Below are 16,507 nucleotides of genomic sequence, written 5' to 3'. Positions count from 1 at the left end.
TTCCATGAGTCGTCCGATAGACCGGAGCCCGGCGTGAAGTTGTGGATGCTGACTTCGGTCACCGGAGTCTTTCTCGTCGCGTGCATCGTCGAGCTGCTGCGCCGTCGCAAGCTCAAGGAGAAGTACGCGTTCCTCTGGGTGCTCACCGGACTGGTGATCATCCCGCTCGGTTTCTTCCCGAGCGGTCTCGACTCCGTCGCCCGCGCGGTGGGAGTCGCCTCCGGCGTCAGTCTGATCCTCTTCCTCAGCGTCGCCTTCCTCTTCATCGTCTGCCTCCAACTGAGCTGGGAGGTCGGCCACCTCGAGGAGGAGGGGCGCACCCTCTCCGAGGAGGTGGCGCTGCTCCGCGTGGACGTGGAGGAGCTGCGCGCGCAGCTCGCGCAGAAGACCGGCACGGCGACCGGGCAGGGGGGCCGCAAGTGATCGACGGCAAGCGCGTATTGATCATCATGCCCGCGTGGAACGAGGCCGAGGGCGTCGCCGACGTCATCAAGGAGGTCCACACCACGCTGCCGGGTGCCGATGTCCTGGTGGTGGACGACGGCTCCGCCGACGACACCAGCGCCGTGGCCCGCGCCGCCGGCGCGACCGTGCTGAAGCTCCCGTACAACCTGGGCGTGGGCGGCGCGATGCGTGCCGGCTACCGCTTCGCGCACGACCGCGGCTACGACGTCGCCGTCCAGGTCGACGCCGACGGCCAGCACGACCCGCGCAACGTGCCCGAGCTGCTGGCCCGCCTGGACGCGGGCGCCGACCTCGTCATGGGCGCGCGGTTCGCCGGCACCGGTGACTACGAGACCCGCGGCCCCCGCAAGTGGGCCATGCTGGTGCTCGCGTTCTGGCTGTCCCGGATGGCGAAGACCAAGCTGACCGACGTCACCTCGGGCTTCCGCGCCTCCAACCGCGACCTGATCGACGTCTTCGCCCACTGGTATCCCGTGGAGTACCTGGGCGACACGGTGGAGTCGACGATCGCCGTGGTCCGGGCGGGCTACCGGATCGAGCAGGTGCCCGTCGCGATGCGGCCGCGCGCCACCGGCACCCCCAGCCAGTCCCCGTGGAAGGCCACGCTCTACCTGGGCCGGATCGGCATGATCCTGCTGCTCGCGCTCAGCCGCCGCTCCGCCCTCGGTCCCAAGACGAAGGGCAAGTGACAGCGGTGCGAAACCCCGACCGGGCCGACACCACCGACCCTCTCGGCACGCTCGACATCATGCTGCCGCACTACGGCGACACCGCCCTGATGCAGGCCGCGGTGCGCAGCGTCCTCGACCAGACCGACAAGGACTGGCGGCTGACCGTCGTCGACGACGGCAAGGAGGAGGGCGTGCCCGAGTGGTTCGCCTCCCTCGGCGACGACCGGGTCCGGTACCAGCGCAACGAGCGGAACCTGGGCATCACCGGGAACTTCCGCAAGTGTGTCGACCTGGTCGAGGCGCCGTACTTCTCCATGCTGGGCAGCGACGACCTGCTGCTGCCGACCTATGTCGAGACGATGCGGGCCGCCGTCGCGGCCGTGCCCGACGGGGCGATCTACCAGCCGGGCGTCGAGGTGATCGACGAGCACGGCAATCCGTCGACCTCGCTGGGCGACGAGGTGAAGAAGCGGCTGTACGCGCCGAAGAACACCGGCCGTCGTCTGGTGCTCTCCGGCGAGCCGCTCGCCGCGAACCTGCTCGGCGGCAACTGGCTGTACTTCCCCTCCATCGTCTGGCGCGCCGACGCGGTCAAGGGCATCAGCTTCCGGGAGGACCTGTCGGTCATCCAGGACCTGGCGCTGATCATCGAGCTGATCAAGCGCGGTGAGAAGCTCGTGGTCGAGCCGGCCACGGCCTTCCGCTACCGGCGCCACTCGGGCAGCCTCTCCTCCGCCGAGGCCGCCACCGGCGGCCGTTTCGCCGAGGCCATCCGCTTCTTCGGCGAGGTGGCCCGGGACCTCGACCGGCACGGCTGGCCGAAGGCCGCGCGCGCCGCCCGCCTGCACCTGTCGATGCGGCTGCACGCGCTGACCCTGCTCCCCGGGGCCCTGCGCCGCCCGGCCGCCGTACGCCGCCTGCTGGGATACGCCCTGACCAGCTCACGATGACCGTCCCGCGGGGCGGCGGGACGCTCCCGCCGCCCCGCGGAGTCCGTCCGCCCCTCCTTCGCCGACCGCCCGCCCCTGTCCGCTCCCCGTTCGTCCGGAAGCCAGCCCTATGACTCCCACGCACACCGCAGCCCGGCCATCGGCGGCCGCTCCCCGGTTCAGCATCATCGTCCCGGCCTTCCGCGTCGAGGCGTATCTGCGGGACTGCCTCGACTCCGTCCTGGGCCAGTCGTTCCAGGACTTCGAGCTGATCGCGGTCAACGACGCCTCGCCCGACGCGTGCGGCGAGATCATGGACGAGTACGCGGCGGCCGACCCGCGGGTGGTGGCGGTCCAGCTCGCCGAGAACGTGGGCCTCGGCCGGGCCAGGAACGCGGGCATGGCCCGCGCGAAGGGCACCTATCTGCTGTTCCTGGACAGCGACGACACGATGCTGCCGGGCTCGCTCGCGGCGATCGCGCAGCGCCTGGCCGAGACCGGCGATCCCGATCTGCTGGTCTTCGACTACTCCCGTACGCACTGGGACGGCCGGATCACCCCCAACGCCAAGGCGAAGGTGCTCCTCGACAGTCCGCGCGGCGCCGTCGGCCTGGCGGACAACCCGGCCCTGCTCGACCTGCTCCAGGTGGCCTGGAACAAGGCGTACCGCCGTGACTTCGTGGAGCGCTGGGGCTTCGAGTACCCGCCCGGCTACTACGAGGACACCCCCTGGACGTACCCGGTGCTGATCGCCGCCGAGTCGATCGCGGTGCTCCCCCGGGTGTGCGTGCACTACCGCCAGCGCCGCCAGGGCAGCATCCTGCACAGCACCAGCCGCAAGCACTTCGACGTCTTCGACCAGTACGAGCGGGTCTTCGCGTTCCTCGACGCGCACCCCGAGTTCGACCGCTGGCGCGGCCCCCTCTTCGACCGGATGATCACCCACTTCCGGGTGGTCGAGAACTCCCCCGGCCGGCTCCCCGCCGAGGCCCGCGAGGAGTTCCGTGCGGGGTTCCTCCGCTACGAGAACGCCTACCGTCCGGCCGGGCACGTCACCCCGCCGGCCGCGAGCATCTCCGCCTCCCGCAGGGCCGTCGCCAAGCTGCCCGCCCCGCTGCGCGGCGCCGCCCGGCGCGCCTACCGCACGGCCCGCCGGGTGAAGGCGGCCCCGCGCAAGCTGCGCAAGCCGCTGCGCAGCGCGGTCCTGGCCGGCTACTACCGGGCCCAGCGGATGCTGCCGGTGCAGAACGACACGGCCGTCTTCGCCGCGTACTGGAACACGGACTACGCCTGCAACCCGGCCGCCGTCCACCAGAAGCTGCTCGAACTGGCGCCGAAGGTGAAGACGACCTGGGTCCTCAAGCCCGGCTCGCGCAACACCCCGCCGCCCGGCACGCAGGTCGTCCACCCCGGTTCGTTCGGCTTCTGGCGGGCGATGGCCCGCGGGAAGTACTTCGTGAACAACGTCAACTTCCCGACCCGGGTGGTCAAGCGCCCCGGCCAGATCCATGTGCAGACGCACCACGGCACGCCGCTGAAGCGGATGGGCGTCGACCTGGCCGAGTTCCCCGTCGCCCAGGGCGACCTGGACATGAAGACGCTGATGAAGCGGGTGGACCGCTGGGACTACAGCGTCTCCTCCAACAGCTTCACCACCGCCGTCTGGGACCGCGCCTACCCGGCCGAGTACGAGTCGCTCGACTACGGCTACCCGCGCAACGACGTCCTAGTGCGGGCCGGCGAGGAGGAGCGGCGGGCGGCCCGCGAGAAGCTCGGCCTGGACGCGGACTCCACCGTCGTCCTGTACGCGCCGACGCACCGCGACTACCAGAGCGTGCCGCGGCCGCTGCTCGACCTGGAGCAGTTCGCGGCCCGGCTCGGCGAGGGCTTCACGGTGCTGTCCCGCGCCCACTACTTCCACCTGAACCACCCGGGCGCCACCGGCCCGAAGGAGGGCTCCGGCGTCGTCGACGTCAGCCGCCACCCCTCGGTGGAGGAGCTGTTCATCGCCGCCGACTGCCTGCTCACCGACTACTCGTCGCTGATGTTCGACTACGCGCTGCTGGACCGGCCCGTCGTCGTCTACGCCAACGACTGGGAGGTGTACCGCGCGACCCGCGGCACCTACTTCGACATCCGTGTCGAGTCCCCGGGCCATGTGGTGGAAACCGAATCGGACCTTCTGGACGTCTTTCTCTCCGGACGCTGGTCCGACGGCGACTCCGCGAAGCTGCGGGCCGCGTTCCGGAGGCGCTTCTGTGAGTTCGACGACGGTTTCGCGGCGGAGCGCGTGGTACGCAAGGTCTTCCTGAACCAGGAGAATGAACCGCCGGTGGCGCTTCCCACGGAGCGCCCCGGCCCACGCACCCGCGGCTAGAGCTACCGTGTCCGGCGAGCCGTACGTCGCCGTCACACACGAACACCTTGAGGAAAGGCGCAGTACCCAATGCCTCCCCGCCTGTCAGTCGTCGTTCCCGTCTACAACGTGGAGCTCTTTCTCGACGAGTGCCTGCAGTCCATCGCCGACCAGACGTTCACCGACTGGGAGGCCATCGTCGTCGACGACGGCTCGACCGACGGCAGCCTCGCCATCGCCCGCGCCTGGGCCGAGAAGGACGAGCGGTTCCGGGTGGTCGCGCAGGAGAACAAGGGTCTGGGGCCGGCCCGTAACACCGGCGTCGCCCATCTGACGGAGGGCACGGAGTACCTGGCGTTCGTCGACAGCGACGACATCGTGCTGCCGGACACCTACGAGCGGTTCCTCACCAAGCTGGACGCGACCGGCTCCGACTTCGCCAGCGGCAATGTGAACCTGCTGAAGGCGGGCGAGGTCCTGCCGTCCCCGCTGCACCAGAAGCGCCTGGGCAAGGACCGCGACCGCACCCACATCACCCGGGACAAGGAGCTCGTCTACGACCGCACGGCGTGGAACAAGGTCTTCCGCCGCTCGTTCTGGGACAAGCACGCCTTCGAGTTCCCCGGCATCCTCTACGAGGACGCCCCGGTGACCCTGCCGGCCCACTTCCAGGCCGCGAAGGTCGACGTGCTCGGCGACCCGGTCTACCTGTGGCGGCAGCGGACCGGCGGCGCCCCGTCGATCACCCAGCGCCGGACCGAGCCGGTCAACGTCCGCGACCGCATAAGGTCGTGCGACTCCGTGAGCCGTTTCCTCGCCTCCCAGCCGGGCGAGGACTACGCGGAGCACAAGCGCTGGTACGACCAGATCTTCATCAGCGACGAGCTGCCGCTGTTCATGAGCGTGCTCGACGAGGCCGGTGACGAGTTCCGCGAGCTGTTCATGAAGGGCGCCGCGGACTTCCTCGGCCGGGTCGACCCCCGGGTCCTCACCCGGCTCGACGTGTCGCTGCGGCTCAAGTGCCACCTGATCGGCGAGGGCCGGCTCGACGAGCTCATGGAGCTGATCGCCTACGAGCGCGAGACCGGCCGGGCGATCCCCGTCACCCGGCAGGGTCTGCGCCACTTCGCCGACTACCCGGTGCTCGCCAAGGGCAAGGCGGTTCCCCGCGACGTCCTGCGCGTCGGCTCCGAGTTCTCCGCCCGCGCCCAGGTCGAGACGGTCGTCTGGCGCGACGGCCGCCTGCACCTCGACGGCCACGCCTACATCCGCAACCTGGCCGCGCCGAGGCCCAAGCCGTCCCTGCGCGTCCTCATGCTGCGCGAGAGCGGCAGCCGGCGCACCGTCCTCGTCCGGCCCAGCCGCACCCGGGCCGCCAGGGCCACCCAGACCTCCGGCCAGTCGCTGCACAACTACGACTGGTCCGGCTTCTCCCTCGACCTCAACCCCGCCAAGCTGAAGGGCCGGGGCGGCTGGCGCGACGGCGTGTGGCGGCTGACCGTCGCCACCGTCCAGGAGGGTGTGGCCCGCCGCACCCGGCTGAAGGCCGGCGAGAGCGGCAGCGCCGACAGCCCCTCCCAGCACTGGGTCGAGAAGGACGTGCGGGTCGTCCCGTTCGTCGCCGATAGTCATCTGTACCTGCGGGTCGACAAGGTCCGCGCCAAGCTGACCGGCCACCGCCGGGTGGACGGTGCCGTCGAGCTGTCCGGCGTCCTCGGTCACGAGGCCGCCGCGCCCGGCGTGACGTCCACGCTGCGGCTCACCCACGCCACCTCGGACGCGAAGCGGGAGTTCCCCGTCACCCGCGACGGCGCCGCCGACTTCTCCGTACGCGTCCCGCTCGCCGACCTCGACGTCGAGGGCCGTGACTCGAAGGACCTGGAGGTCACCGACAAGTGGGCGGCCGAGCTGGTCGTCGGCTCGAAGAGGTTCCCCGTCGCCGTCCACGACCGCCAGGGCGACCTGGGCCGCCAGTACGCCTTCGACGGCGGGGACACCACCGCCTGGGGCAGCCGGGCCGTGGCGATCGCCAACGACGGCGCCGGCCGCCTGGTGCTGCGCACCCAGCCGATCCAGCCCATGATCGCGGAGGCGTCCGTCTCCGCCGAGGGCCGGATCACCCTGGAGGGCGCGCTGCCCGCCACGGTCGACGAGCCGCTGGAGCTCGTGCTGCGCCACAGCCGGCACGCCGAGGAGCATCGCCACCCGGTCACCGTGGAGAACGGCACCTTCCACGTCGACTTCCTGCCGGTGCCCGACGGCTTCACCCGGGTGCCGCTGCGCCAGGGCCGCTGGTACCTGTTCGTGCGGACCGCCGAGAGCCGGGTCGAGGTGCCGGTGCGGGCCGTCCCCGCGGCGCTCGGCATCCTGCCGATCACGTTCTCGCTGCGGGGCCGCGACTACGCGCTGACCCACCGCTTCTACGACCGGCTGCTCATCGACTCGGCCTCCGACCTGGACGCGGAGGAGATCGGCTGGTTCCGCCAGCGCGAGATGCGCTCCACGGTCTACGAGAAGGCCCGTACGGCCGCGCTCAAGGACACCGTCCTGTACGCGTCGTTCTCCGGGCGCCAGTACTCCGACTCGCCGCGGGCGGTCTACGAGGAGCTGGTCCGGCAGGGTTCCGACCTGGAGCACGTGTGGGTCGTGGAGGACCGCCGGGCCGAGATCCCGGAGGGCGTACGCGTCATCCGCCGGTGGAGCCGCGAGTGGTACGAGGCGCTCGGCACCAGCCGGTTCATCGTGACCAACACCCACCTGCCGTTCTGGATCAGGCGCCGTGAGGGTCAGGTCATCGTGCAGACCTGGCACGGCACCCCGCTCAAGCGGATCGGCCACGACATCGACAGCGTGCAGTTCGCCGACCGCAAGTACCTGGAGAAGGTCGCCCAGGAGACGCCGAGCTGGAGCTTCCTCGTCTCCCCCAACCGCTTCTCCACCCCGATCATGAAGCGCGCCTTCCAGTACGACGGCGAGATCCTCGAGTCCGGCTACCCGCGCAACGACGTGCTGCTGTCCGAGAAGACGGAGGACCTGGCGCGCGCGGTCCGGGAGCGGATCGGGCTGCCGGAGGGCAAGAAGGTCGTGCTGTACGCGCCGACCTGGCGGGACGACCAGTTCTACCAGGCGGGCAACTACAAGTTCGATCTTCGTCTCGACATCAAGAAGGCGGCGCGGCGGCTCGGCGAGGACCACGTCCTGCTGGTCCGCAAGCACTCGAACATCGTGGACGCGGTGCCGGGCGCCGGCGACGGTTTCGTCTTCGACGTGTCCAGCTACCCGGACATCGCGGAGCTGTTCCTGATCACCGACGTGCTGGTCACGGACTACTCGTCGCTGATGTTCGACTTCGCGAACACCGGCCGTCCGATGCTCTTCTTCACGTACGACCTGGAGTACTACCGCGACCAGCTCCGCGGTTTCTACTTCGACTTCGAGAAGAGGGCCCCCGGCCCGCTGGTGCAGACCTCCGACGAACTCATCGAGGCGCTCGGCGACATCGACCGGATCGGCTCCGCGTACACCGAGGCGTACCGCGAGTTCCGCGACGTGTTCTGCGATCTCGACGACGGCCACGCCTCCGAACGGGTGATCGCCCGGATGCTGGAGCTCGCCCACCCCGACAGCCCGTCCACCAAGCCAGCGGAGCAGCGGTGAAGTCGCCTTCCCTCCCCCTCGTGAACCGGACCCTGGAACGGATCCCGCCCCGACGGCGGCTTCCGCTCGCGGTGTACGCGGCCACCCAACTGATCTTCCTGGTGTGGTGGGCCGCGTTCTACCCGGGTGGGATGAGCTACGACTCGATCTCGTACGTGTGGCACGTCACCACCGGGCACTGGATGTCCAACCACTCGGTGGCCTACGACGCGCTGGTCTGGCTCAGCATCCAGCTCACCGGTGACCTGGCGCTGCTGACGTTCCTGCAGTCCGTGGCGATGGCGGCGACCCTGGCGTACGTGGCGGTGACGCTGCGCATGTTCGGGGTCAAGGGGAAGTGGAGTTTCTCCGCGGCGGTGGCCTGTGCGCTGCTGCCGTCCCTCGGCACGTTCGTGATCTACGTGTGGAAGGACGTCGCCTACGCGATCGGCGCGGTCCTCGCCTTCGCGGCGGTGGGCCGGCTGGCCGCGCGCCGGCTGCGGGGCGACGCCACCGACATACGGGACCGGGCCTTCCGCAGCGAGATGGCGGTCCTGTTCCTCGGCTTCCTGTGCATGAGCATCTTCCGCAACAACGGCCTGCTGGTCGCGCTGATCGCGGTGCCGGTGCTGCTGCTGACGCTGCCGAGGATGCGCCGGTGGCTGCTGGTCGCGACGGTCGTGCCGGCGATGATCGGTGCGGGGCTGCAGTTGGTGATCTACCCGGCCGTCGGCGTGCAGACGCCGACCAAGGACCAGGTGTACGCGATGAACTACGCGGACATCGCGGTGGTGTACGGGCAGGTTCCGCACACCTTCACCAAGGCCGACACGAAGCTGATGGCGAAGGTCGCGCCGCTGTCGCACTGGAGCGGCAAGGCCGCCAACTGCTACAACGCCGACTGGGCGATGCAGAAGCCGATGAACCGCAAGCTGGCGGCCAAGTACAACGACCAGTTGGTCTCCCTGTGGTTCCGGGTCCTGGAGCGCACGCCGGACCGGATGATCTCGGCCCGGCTGTGCCGCTCGCACATCGCGTGGTCGCCGTACCCGGGTCCCGTGGACAAGATGGGGCACACCCTCATCAGCCCGCCGGCCGTGCCGAAGAACCTGTTCGGCTGGGCGGACTGGAACCCGGACATGAAGGACAGCCCCTACCGGCCGATCCTGAAGATCCGCCCGCTGTCCTACAAGCTGAACGACGCGGCGTACTTCGTGTGGCAGGCGAGCAAGACGGCGCAGTTGCAGTGGCTGCTGTTCCGCGGGGCGATCTGGTGCTACGCGGCGTACGCGATCGTCCTCGCCTTCTCCCGCAAGCACCGCACCTGGGCACCCGTGGCCCTGCTCGCGGTCCCGCTGGCCCTCCAGCTCACGGTCGTCGCGGCGAACCCGGCGCCGCTGGCCCGCTACATGTTCGCCCCGATGTTCCTGGGCATCCTGTGCCTGCCGCTGATCGGCGCGCGGCCCCGCTTCACGAAGCGCCCCGACCCGACCCCGGCCACCCCGGCCGCGGACCGCGCCTCCAACCCCCCGGACCCGGACCCCGACCCGGAACCGGCCCGGGTCGCCTGACGACCTGACCCGCGAACAGCGAAAGGGGCCCGCCTCCTCCCCACGAGGAGGCGGGCCCCTTTCCTGCTGCCCGTGCGCCGGACTCCGTCCGCCGACACGTGAGCGGGCCCCCGCCGGAACACTCCGGCAGGGGCCCGCAGACGCGCACCCGTCTAGAACGGGTTGAACTCGTCGAACTCCCGCTGCGCGTCGTCCCGCTCCGCCTCGCGGTCCCGGCGGCGCTGGGCGGCCGGGCGGGGGGCCTCCATGCGGTGGTCCTCGCCGCGGCGGCCGAGCATTTCGGCGCCGGCGGTCATCGAGGGCTCCCAGTCGAAGACGACCGCGTTCTCCTCGGGGCCGATGGCGACGCCGTCGCCGGCGCGGGCGCCGGCCTTCATCAGTTCGTCCTCGACGCCGAGGCGGTTGAGGCGGTCGGCCAGGTAGCCGACGGCCTCGTCGTTGTTGAAGTCGGTCTGGCGGACCCAGCGCTCGGGCTTCTCGCCGCGCACGCGGTAGACGTCCTCGTGCTCGTCGTAGGTGACGGTGAAGCCGGCGTCGTCGACCGCCTTCGGGCGGATGACGATGCGGGTCGCCTCCTCCTTCGGCTTGGCCGCGCGCGCCTTCGCGACGATCTCGGCCAGCGCGAAGGACAGCTCCTTCAGACCCGTACGGGCGACCGCGGAGACCTCGAAGACGCGGTAGCCGCGCTCCTCCAGATCCGGGCGGATCATGTCCGCGAGGTCCTTGCCGTCCGGGATGTCGATCTTGTTGAGGACGACGATGCGCGGGCGGTCGTCGAGGCCGCCGTACTGCTTCAGCTCCTCCTCGATGACATCGAGGTCGGTGACCGGGTCGCGGTCGGACTCCAGCGTCGCCGTGTCGAGGACGTGGACCAGCACCGAGCAGCGCTCGACGTGGCGCAGGAACTCCAGGCCCAGGCCGCGGCCCTGGCTGGCGCCGGGGATGAGGCCGGGGACGTCGGCGATGGTGTAGACGGTCGAGCCGGCCGTGACCACGCCGAGGTTCGGGACCAGCGTCGTGAAGGGGTAGTCCGCGATCTTCGGCTTGGCGGCCGACAGGACGGAGATCAGCGAGGACTTGCCGGCGCTCGGGTAGCCGACGAGCGCCACGTCGGCGACCGTCTTGAGCTCCAGGACGATGTCCTGGACGTCACCGGGCTCGCCGAGCAGCGCGAAGCCGGGCGCCTTGCGCCGCGCGGACGCGAGCGCCGCGTTGCCGAGGCCGCCGCGGCCGCCCTGGGCGGCGACGAACGTGGTGCCCTCCCCGACCAGGTCGGCGAGGACGTTGCCCTTCTTGTCGAGGACGACGGTGCCGTCCGGCACGGTCAGGACGAGGTCCTGGCCGTCCTTGCCGGAGCGGTTGCCGCCCTCGCCGGGCTTGCCGTTGGTGGCCTTGCGGTGCGGCGAGTGGTGGTATTCGAGGAGCGTGGTGACCGACTGGTCGACGACCAGGATCACATCGCCGCCACGGCCGCCGTTGCCGCCGTCCGGGCCGCCGAGCGGCTTGAACTTCTCCCGGTGGACGGAGGCGCAGCCGTGGCCTCCGTTACCCGCGGCGACGTGCAGCTCGACGCGGTCCACGAAGGTGGTCATGTTCTGTGCCTCCAGAGAGATTAAGCGTGGAATGTCTATCTAGTAACACGCGAAAGGCGGACCCGCTTCCCTGCCGGGAAGTGAGGTCCGCCTCCGCAAAGCGTCCGATCAGGCGACCGGAACGATGTTCACGACCTTGCGGCCACGGTGGGTGCCGAACTGCACCGAACCGGCCTGCAGGGCGAACAGCGTGTCGTCGCCGCCACGGCCGACGCCCGCGCCCGGGTGGAAGTGGGTGCCACGCTGGCGGACCAGGATCTCACCCGCGTTGACGACCTGACCGCCGAAGCGCTTCACGCCGAGCCGCTGGGCGTTGGAGTCGCGACCGTTCCGGGTGGACGATGCGCCCTTCTTGTGTGCCATTGCTCAGTCCCTCTTTACTTCGCGGCCGTCGGGATGGACGTGACCTTGATCGCCGTGTACTGCTGACGGTGACCCTGGCGACGGCGGTAGCCGGTCTTGTTCTTGTAGCGCAGGATGTCGATCTTGGCGCCCTTGTGGTGGTCCACGACCTCGGCCTGGACCTTGATGCCCGCCAGGACCCACGGGTCGCTGGTCACGGCGTCGCCGTCGACAACGAGCAGGGTCGAGAGCTCGACCGTGTCGCCAACCTTGGCGGTGGAAATCTTGTCAACCTCAACGATGTCGCCGACAGCAACCTTGTGCTGGCGACCACCGCTGCGCACGATGGCGTACACGCGGATCTCTCTCTCACTCGGGAACGGGACCTCTGATGCCAGCCGCCCGCGCGGGCCTGGGCCCACGGCGATCCGGAATCGGACGAGCGGCCTCTCCCGGAGACCCGGGAGGGAGGTGCTCAGAGGTGTGGCGTGCTAGTCGACACGCCGACGGTCTAGATTACGGGCGGCGCCCGTAGGGGGTCAAATCTCGGTCGTCTCGGCGACGAAGCCCTTGAGCCAGTCGCGGAAGTCCGGGCCCAGGTCCTCGCGCTCGCAGGCCAGCCGCACGATGGCGCGCAGGTAGTCGCCGCGGTCACCGGTGTCGTAACGGCGGCCCTTGAAGACGACGCCGTGGACGGGGCCGCCGACCCGCTCGTCGAACGCCATCTTCTGCAGGGCGTCGGTGAGCTGGATCTCGCCGCCGCGGCCCGGCTCGGTCTCCCGCAGGACGCCGAAGACGGCCGGGTCGAGGACATAGCGGCCGATGATGGCCAGGTTGCTGGGCGCCTCCGCCGGCTCCGGCTTCTCGACGAGGCCGGTGATCCGTACGACGTCGGCGTCGCCGGTCGGCTCGACGGCCGCGCAGCCGTAGAGGTGGATCTGCGCCGGGTCGACCTCCATGAGCGCGACGACGCTGCCGCCGTGCTCGTCGAGGACCTCCAGCATGCGGGCGAGCAGGGGGTCGCGCGGGTCGATCAGGTCGTCGCCGAGGAGCACGGCGAAGGGCTCGTCGCCGACGTGCGGCGCGGCGCACAGCACGGCGTGGCCGAGACCGCGGGGGTCGCCCTGGCGCACGTAGTGCATGGTGGCGAGCTCGTTGGACTCCTGGACCTTGGCGAGGCGCTCCTCGTCGCCCTTGCGGACGAGCGCCTCCTCCAGCTCGTAGTTCCGGTCGAAGTGGTCCTCGAGCGGGCGCTTGTTGCGCCCGGTGACCATCAGGACGTCCTCCAGCCCTGCCGAGACCGCCTCCTCCACGACGTACTGGATCGCCGGCTTGTCGACGACCGGCAGCATCTCCTTCGGCGTCGCCTTCGTGGCGGGAAGGAAGCGCGTGCCGAGGCCGGCGGCGGGGATAACGGCCTTGCGCACGCGGGGAGTGGGCTTGTTGTTCATCGGGCTGGTTCCTGGTTTCCGATCCGGGGGTCAAAACGTGTGGACCGTCCTCGGTAAGGAGGACGGCCCACACGGGTCGCGTCGGGGACTGGGGTCAGTCCTGCGCGGGGGCGGCGGTCTTCTTCGCCGCCTTCTTGGCGGTCGTCGTCTTCTTCGCCGCGGTCTTCTTGGCCGCCGCCGTCTTCTTGGTGGCGGCCTTCTTCGCGGTGGCCTTCTTGGCGGTCTTGCGAGCCGCCTTCTTGGCCGGGGCGGGGGCCTCGGCCTCGACGTCCGCGGGGACCTCCGCCTCGGCCTCGGCCCGGGCCTCCGCGGGGGCGGCCGCCGGGACGACGACCACGGCGGCCTCCTCGGCACCGGTCGGCGAACCGGCCGGAGCGGTGGCCTTGCGGACCACCCGGCGACGCTTCGGCGGGGCGGCCGCGGGGGCCTCCTCGACGACGGGCTCGGGCGCGGCCTCGGCGGCCGGCTCGGCCACGGGGGCCTCGACGGCGGCCGGGGGCTCCGCGGCGACGACGGTCTCGACCACCGGCTCGGCGGCCGGGGCCGGCGAACCGGCCGGGGCCGTGGCCTTACGGGTGGCACGGCGACGGGTACGCGGCGCCGGAGCGGCCTCCTCGGCCGGAGCGGGCTCGGCGGCCGGCTCGGCCACGGGCTCCGCGACCGGCTCCGGCTCGGCCTCGGCCTTGGCCTTGGCCTTCTCCTCCGCCTTGGGCTCCGGCTTCGGCTCCGGGACGACGACCTCGTAGGTCTCCGTCTCGGTCACGGCCGGCGAGGCGACCGGCGCCGACACCCGGCGGGTGGCCCGGCGACGGCCGCGACCGCGCGTGGCGGCGGCCTCGGCCTCCGCGACGCTGCCGTACAGCTCCTCGTCCGGGGCGATGGCCTCGGGCAGGGCCACCGGGGCCGCGAGCTCCGCCGCGACCTCGGCCTCGGTCTCCGTCTCGGCCTCGGCCGACTCGGCCGTCTCGACGCCCTCGTGCTCGTGCTCGTGCTCGTGGACGTGCTCGGCGCCGCCGCGGCCGCGCTTCTTCGCGCGCTTGCCGCCGCCACCGCCACCGGCGGTGGTCGGCTGCTCCATGTGGACGATGACACCGCGGCCGTTGCAGTGGACGCAGGTCTCGGAGAAGGACTCCAGGAGGCCCTGGCCGACCCGCTTGCGGGTCATCTGCACCAGGCCCAGCGAGGTGACCTCGGCCACCTGGTGCTTGGTCCGGTCCCGGCCCAGGCACTCCAGGAGGCGGCGCAGCACCAGGTCGCGGTTGGACTCCAGGACCATGTCGATGAAGTCGATGACGACGATGCCGCCGAGGTCGCGCAGGCGCAACTGCCGGACGATCTCCTCGGCCGCCTCCAGGTTGTTCCTGGTGACGGTCTCCTCGAGGTTGCCGCCCTGGCCGGTGAACTTGCCGGTGTTGACGTCGACGACGATCATCGCCTCGGTCTTGTCGATCACCAGCGAGCCGCCGGACGGCAGCCAGACCTTGCGGTCCAGCGCCTTCATGAGCTGCTCGTCGATCCGGTACGTGGCGAAGACGTCGACCTCGCTCGTCCACTTGGACAGGCGGTCGGTCAGGTCGGGGGCGACGTGCGAGACGTAGCCGTGGATGGTCTCCCACGCGTCGTCACCGCTGACGATGACCTTGGAGAAGTCCTCGTTGAAGATGTCGCGGACGACCCGGACGGTCATGTCCGGCTCGCCGTAGAGAAGCGTCGGCGCGTTGCCGTTCTTCGCCTTCTTCTGGATGTCCTCCCACTGCGCCTGGAGCCGCTCGACGTCACGGCGCAGCTCGTCCTCGCTCGCGCCCTCGGCGGCGGTGCGCACGATGACGCCCGCGTCCTCGGGGACGATCTTCTTGAGGATGGTCTTCAGACGCGAGCGCTCGGTGTCGGGGAGCTTGCGGCTGATGCCGGTCATCGAGCCCTCGGGCACGTACACGAGGTAGCGGCCGGGCAGGGAGACCTGGCTGGTGAGACGGGCGCCCTTGTGGCCGATCGGGTCCTTGGTGACCTGCACCAGGACCGACTGGCCGGACTTGAGGGCGGACTCGATGCGGCGCGGCCCGTTGGCCATGCCGAGCGCCTCGAAGTTGACCTCACCGGCGTACAGGACGGCGTTGCGGCCCTTGCCGATGTCGACGAAGGCGGCCTCCATCGACGGCAGCACGTTCTGGACCTTGCCCAGGTAGACGTTGCCGACGTAGGAGGTGGCCTGCTCCTTGTTGACGTAGTGCTCGACGAGCACGTTGTCCTCGAGGACGCCGATCTGGGTGCGCTCGCCGTTCTGGCGGACGACCATCACGCGCTCGACGGCCTCGCGGCGGGCGAGGAACTCGGCCTCGGTGATGATCGGGACGCGGCGGCGGCCCTGCTCGCGGCCCTCGCGGCGGCGCTGCTTCTTGGCCTCCAGGCGGGTGGAGCCCTTGATGGACTGCACCTCGTCGGACGGCTCGGCCTTCTCGCGGGCGGGGCGGGGCTCACGGACCTTGACGACCGTGCGCACGCCGTCCTCCTCAGCGGCCTCCGCCTCGGCGGCGGCGTCACCGCTGCGGCGACGGCGGCGACGGCGACGGCGGGAGCTGCTGGAGCCGCCGAACGCCTCGGCGTCCTCGCCCTCGTCCGACTCCTCGGTGTCGCCCTCGGCCTCGGCGTGGGTCTCCTCGGCCTCCTCGGCCTCGTCGGTGTCCTCGGCCTCGGCGAACTCGCCGCGGCGGCGGCGCCGGCCACCACGACGGCGGCGGCGGGACGGGCGGTCCTCGTACTCCTCGGTCTCGTCGGCCTCGGGCTCCGCCTCGGCCACGGCCTCGGCCACGGCCTCGGCCTCCGGGGTGGACTCGACCTCGGGCTCGTCGGCGACGGTGGCCGGGACGGGCTCGACGGCGACGGGCTCGCCGCGGCGACGGCGGCGACGGCGGGAGCCGGTCTCGGCGCGCTCGGGGGCCGGAGTGACCTCCGCGGTCTCGAATGCCTCCTCCTCCGGCTCCTCCTCCACGGCCTCGGCCGCGGCGATGGCGGCGGCGGTCTCCGGGGTCTGGAACATCGGCTCGGTGAAGACCGGGGGCTGGAAGACGGCGACGGCCGGGCGGGCGGCCCGGCGGGTGCGCGGCGCCTCGGCCTCGGCGGCCGGGGCGGCGAACTGCGGCGAACCGGCGCGGCGGCGGCCACGGCCGCGGGTGGCGGCCTCCTCGGCGGCGGCGACATCGGCCCCGTGCGAGGCGATCTCCTCGACGGTGTCCTCGGGCAGCGCCTCACCGGAGGTCTCGGCGGCGATCTCGGCGGCGGCGGAGGCCGTCACCTCGGGCGTGCCGGTCCTGCGGGTGGCGCGGCGGCGGGTACGGGGAGCCGGGGCGGCCTCCTCGGCCGGAGCGGGCTCGGCGGCGGGCGCGACGGGCGCGGCCTCGGCGGCCGGGGCCTCGATCGGCTCCGGGGTCGCCGTGGCACGGGTGGCCCGGCGGCCCGTCACGAGGTCCGCATGGGCTTCGAGGATGTGGCCGTCG

The 16,507-nt window shown here is 71.3% G+C and carries 11 protein-coding genes; 6 read left to right on the top strand and 5 right to left on the bottom strand.

Features of this window, described 5'->3' with window-relative positions; genetic code table 11:
- Positions 1 to 45 precede the first annotated feature (45 nt).
- From ABZ135_RS20350 to ABZ135_RS20325, 6 genes are all read left to right on the top strand, one after another.
- The gene (locus ABZ135_RS20350) at positions 46 to 423 is read left to right on the top strand and encodes a DUF2304 domain-containing protein (protein ID WP_356697611.1); all 378 of its coding nucleotides are present in this window, start codon (positions 46 to 48) and stop codon (positions 421 to 423) included.
- Positions 420 to 1,154 carry a glycosyltransferase family 2 protein gene (locus tag ABZ135_RS20345; protein WP_356697610.1) on the top strand — a complete coding sequence of 245 codons (735 nt, stop codon included), beginning with the start codon at positions 420 to 422 and terminating at the stop codon, positions 1,152 to 1,154. The genes ABZ135_RS20350 and ABZ135_RS20345 overlap by 4 nt, the downstream gene beginning before the upstream one ends.
- A complete protein-coding gene (locus tag ABZ135_RS20340) occupies positions 1,151 to 2,086 on the top strand; it encodes a glycosyltransferase (protein WP_356697609.1) in 936 nt (311 codons plus the stop codon). The genes ABZ135_RS20345 and ABZ135_RS20340 overlap by 4 nt, the downstream gene beginning before the upstream one ends.
- Positions 2,087 to 2,195: 109 nt before the next feature.
- Positions 2,196 to 4,442 carry a bifunctional glycosyltransferase family 2 protein/CDP-glycerol:glycerophosphate glycerophosphotransferase gene (locus tag ABZ135_RS20335; RefSeq protein ID WP_356697608.1) on the top strand — a complete coding sequence of 749 codons (2,247 nt, stop codon included), beginning with the start codon at positions 2,196 to 2,198 and terminating at the stop codon, positions 4,440 to 4,442.
- Positions 4,443 to 4,511: 69 nt separating this feature from the next.
- Positions 4,512 to 8,078 (top strand): CDP-glycerol glycerophosphotransferase family protein, encoded by a 3,567-nt coding sequence (locus ABZ135_RS20330; protein WP_356697607.1) that lies wholly within the window; start codon positions 4,512 to 4,514, stop codon positions 8,076 to 8,078.
- A 20-nt stretch (positions 8,079 to 8,098) separates the two neighbouring features.
- Entirely contained in the window at positions 8,099 to 9,628 is a 1,530-nt protein-coding gene (locus tag ABZ135_RS20325; RefSeq protein WP_356697606.1) for a DUF6020 family protein, read from the top strand.
- Between the two features lie 152 nt (positions 9,629 to 9,780).
- Here the strand turns inward: ABZ135_RS20325 and obgE are convergent, their stop codons facing one another.
- The 5 genes from obgE to ABZ135_RS20300 all read right to left on the bottom strand — a co-directional run.
- On the bottom strand, positions 9,781 to 11,220 hold the full coding sequence (gene obgE, locus ABZ135_RS20320; RefSeq protein ID WP_356697605.1) for a GTPase ObgE: 1,440 nt from the start codon (positions 11,218 to 11,220) through the stop codon (positions 9,781 to 9,783).
- A 108-nt stretch (positions 11,221 to 11,328) separates the two neighbouring features.
- Positions 11,329 to 11,583, bottom strand: a complete 255-nt coding sequence (gene rpmA, locus ABZ135_RS20315; RefSeq protein WP_010041940.1) for a 50S ribosomal protein L27 — start codon at positions 11,581 to 11,583, stop codon at positions 11,329 to 11,331.
- Between the two features lie 14 nt (positions 11,584 to 11,597).
- Entirely contained in the window at positions 11,598 to 11,918 is a 321-nt protein-coding gene (gene rplU / locus ABZ135_RS20310) for a 50S ribosomal protein L21 (RefSeq protein WP_010476312.1), read from the bottom strand.
- Between the two features lie 183 nt (positions 11,919 to 12,101).
- Entirely contained in the window at positions 12,102 to 13,013 is a 912-nt protein-coding gene (gene galU / locus ABZ135_RS20305; RefSeq protein WP_356697604.1) for a UTP--glucose-1-phosphate uridylyltransferase GalU, read from the bottom strand.
- A 94-nt stretch (positions 13,014 to 13,107) separates the two neighbouring features.
- Positions 13,108 to 16,507, bottom strand: a 3,400-nt coding sequence (locus tag ABZ135_RS20300; RefSeq protein ID WP_356697603.1) for an Rne/Rng family ribonuclease, incomplete at its 5' end; no start/stop codon positions are given.

This window comes from Streptomyces sp. NPDC006339 (genome assembly GCF_040612775.1).
In the GTDB taxonomy this organism is placed as follows: Bacteria; Actinomycetota; Actinomycetes; order Streptomycetales; family Streptomycetaceae; genus Streptomyces.
The sequence above is the reverse complement of the archived record's forward strand: the minus strand, read 5'-3'. Positions and strand labels throughout refer to the sequence as shown.

Excerpts from the sequence above, each read along its gene's own strand:
- ABZ135_RS20335 (WP_356697608.1), top strand. The coding sequence starts at position 2,196 with ATGACTCCCACGCACACCGCAGCCCGGCCATCGGCGGCCGCTCCCCGG.
- obgE (WP_356697605.1), bottom strand. The coding sequence starts at position 11,220 with ATGACCACCTTCGTGGACCGCGTCGAGCTGCACGTCGCCGCGGGTAAC.
- rpmA (WP_010041940.1), bottom strand. The coding sequence starts at position 11,583 with ATGGCACACAAGAAGGGCGCATCGTCCACCCGGAACGGTCGCGACTCC.
- galU (WP_356697604.1), bottom strand. The coding sequence starts at position 13,013 with ATGAACAACAAGCCCACTCCCCGCGTGCGCAAGGCCGTTATCCCCGCC.
- ABZ135_RS20350 (WP_356697611.1), top strand. The coding sequence starts at position 46 with ATGCTGACTTCGGTCACCGGAGTCTTTCTCGTCGCGTGCATCGTCGAG.
- ABZ135_RS20330 (WP_356697607.1), top strand. The coding sequence starts at position 4,512 with ATGCCTCCCCGCCTGTCAGTCGTCGTTCCCGTCTACAACGTGGAGCTC.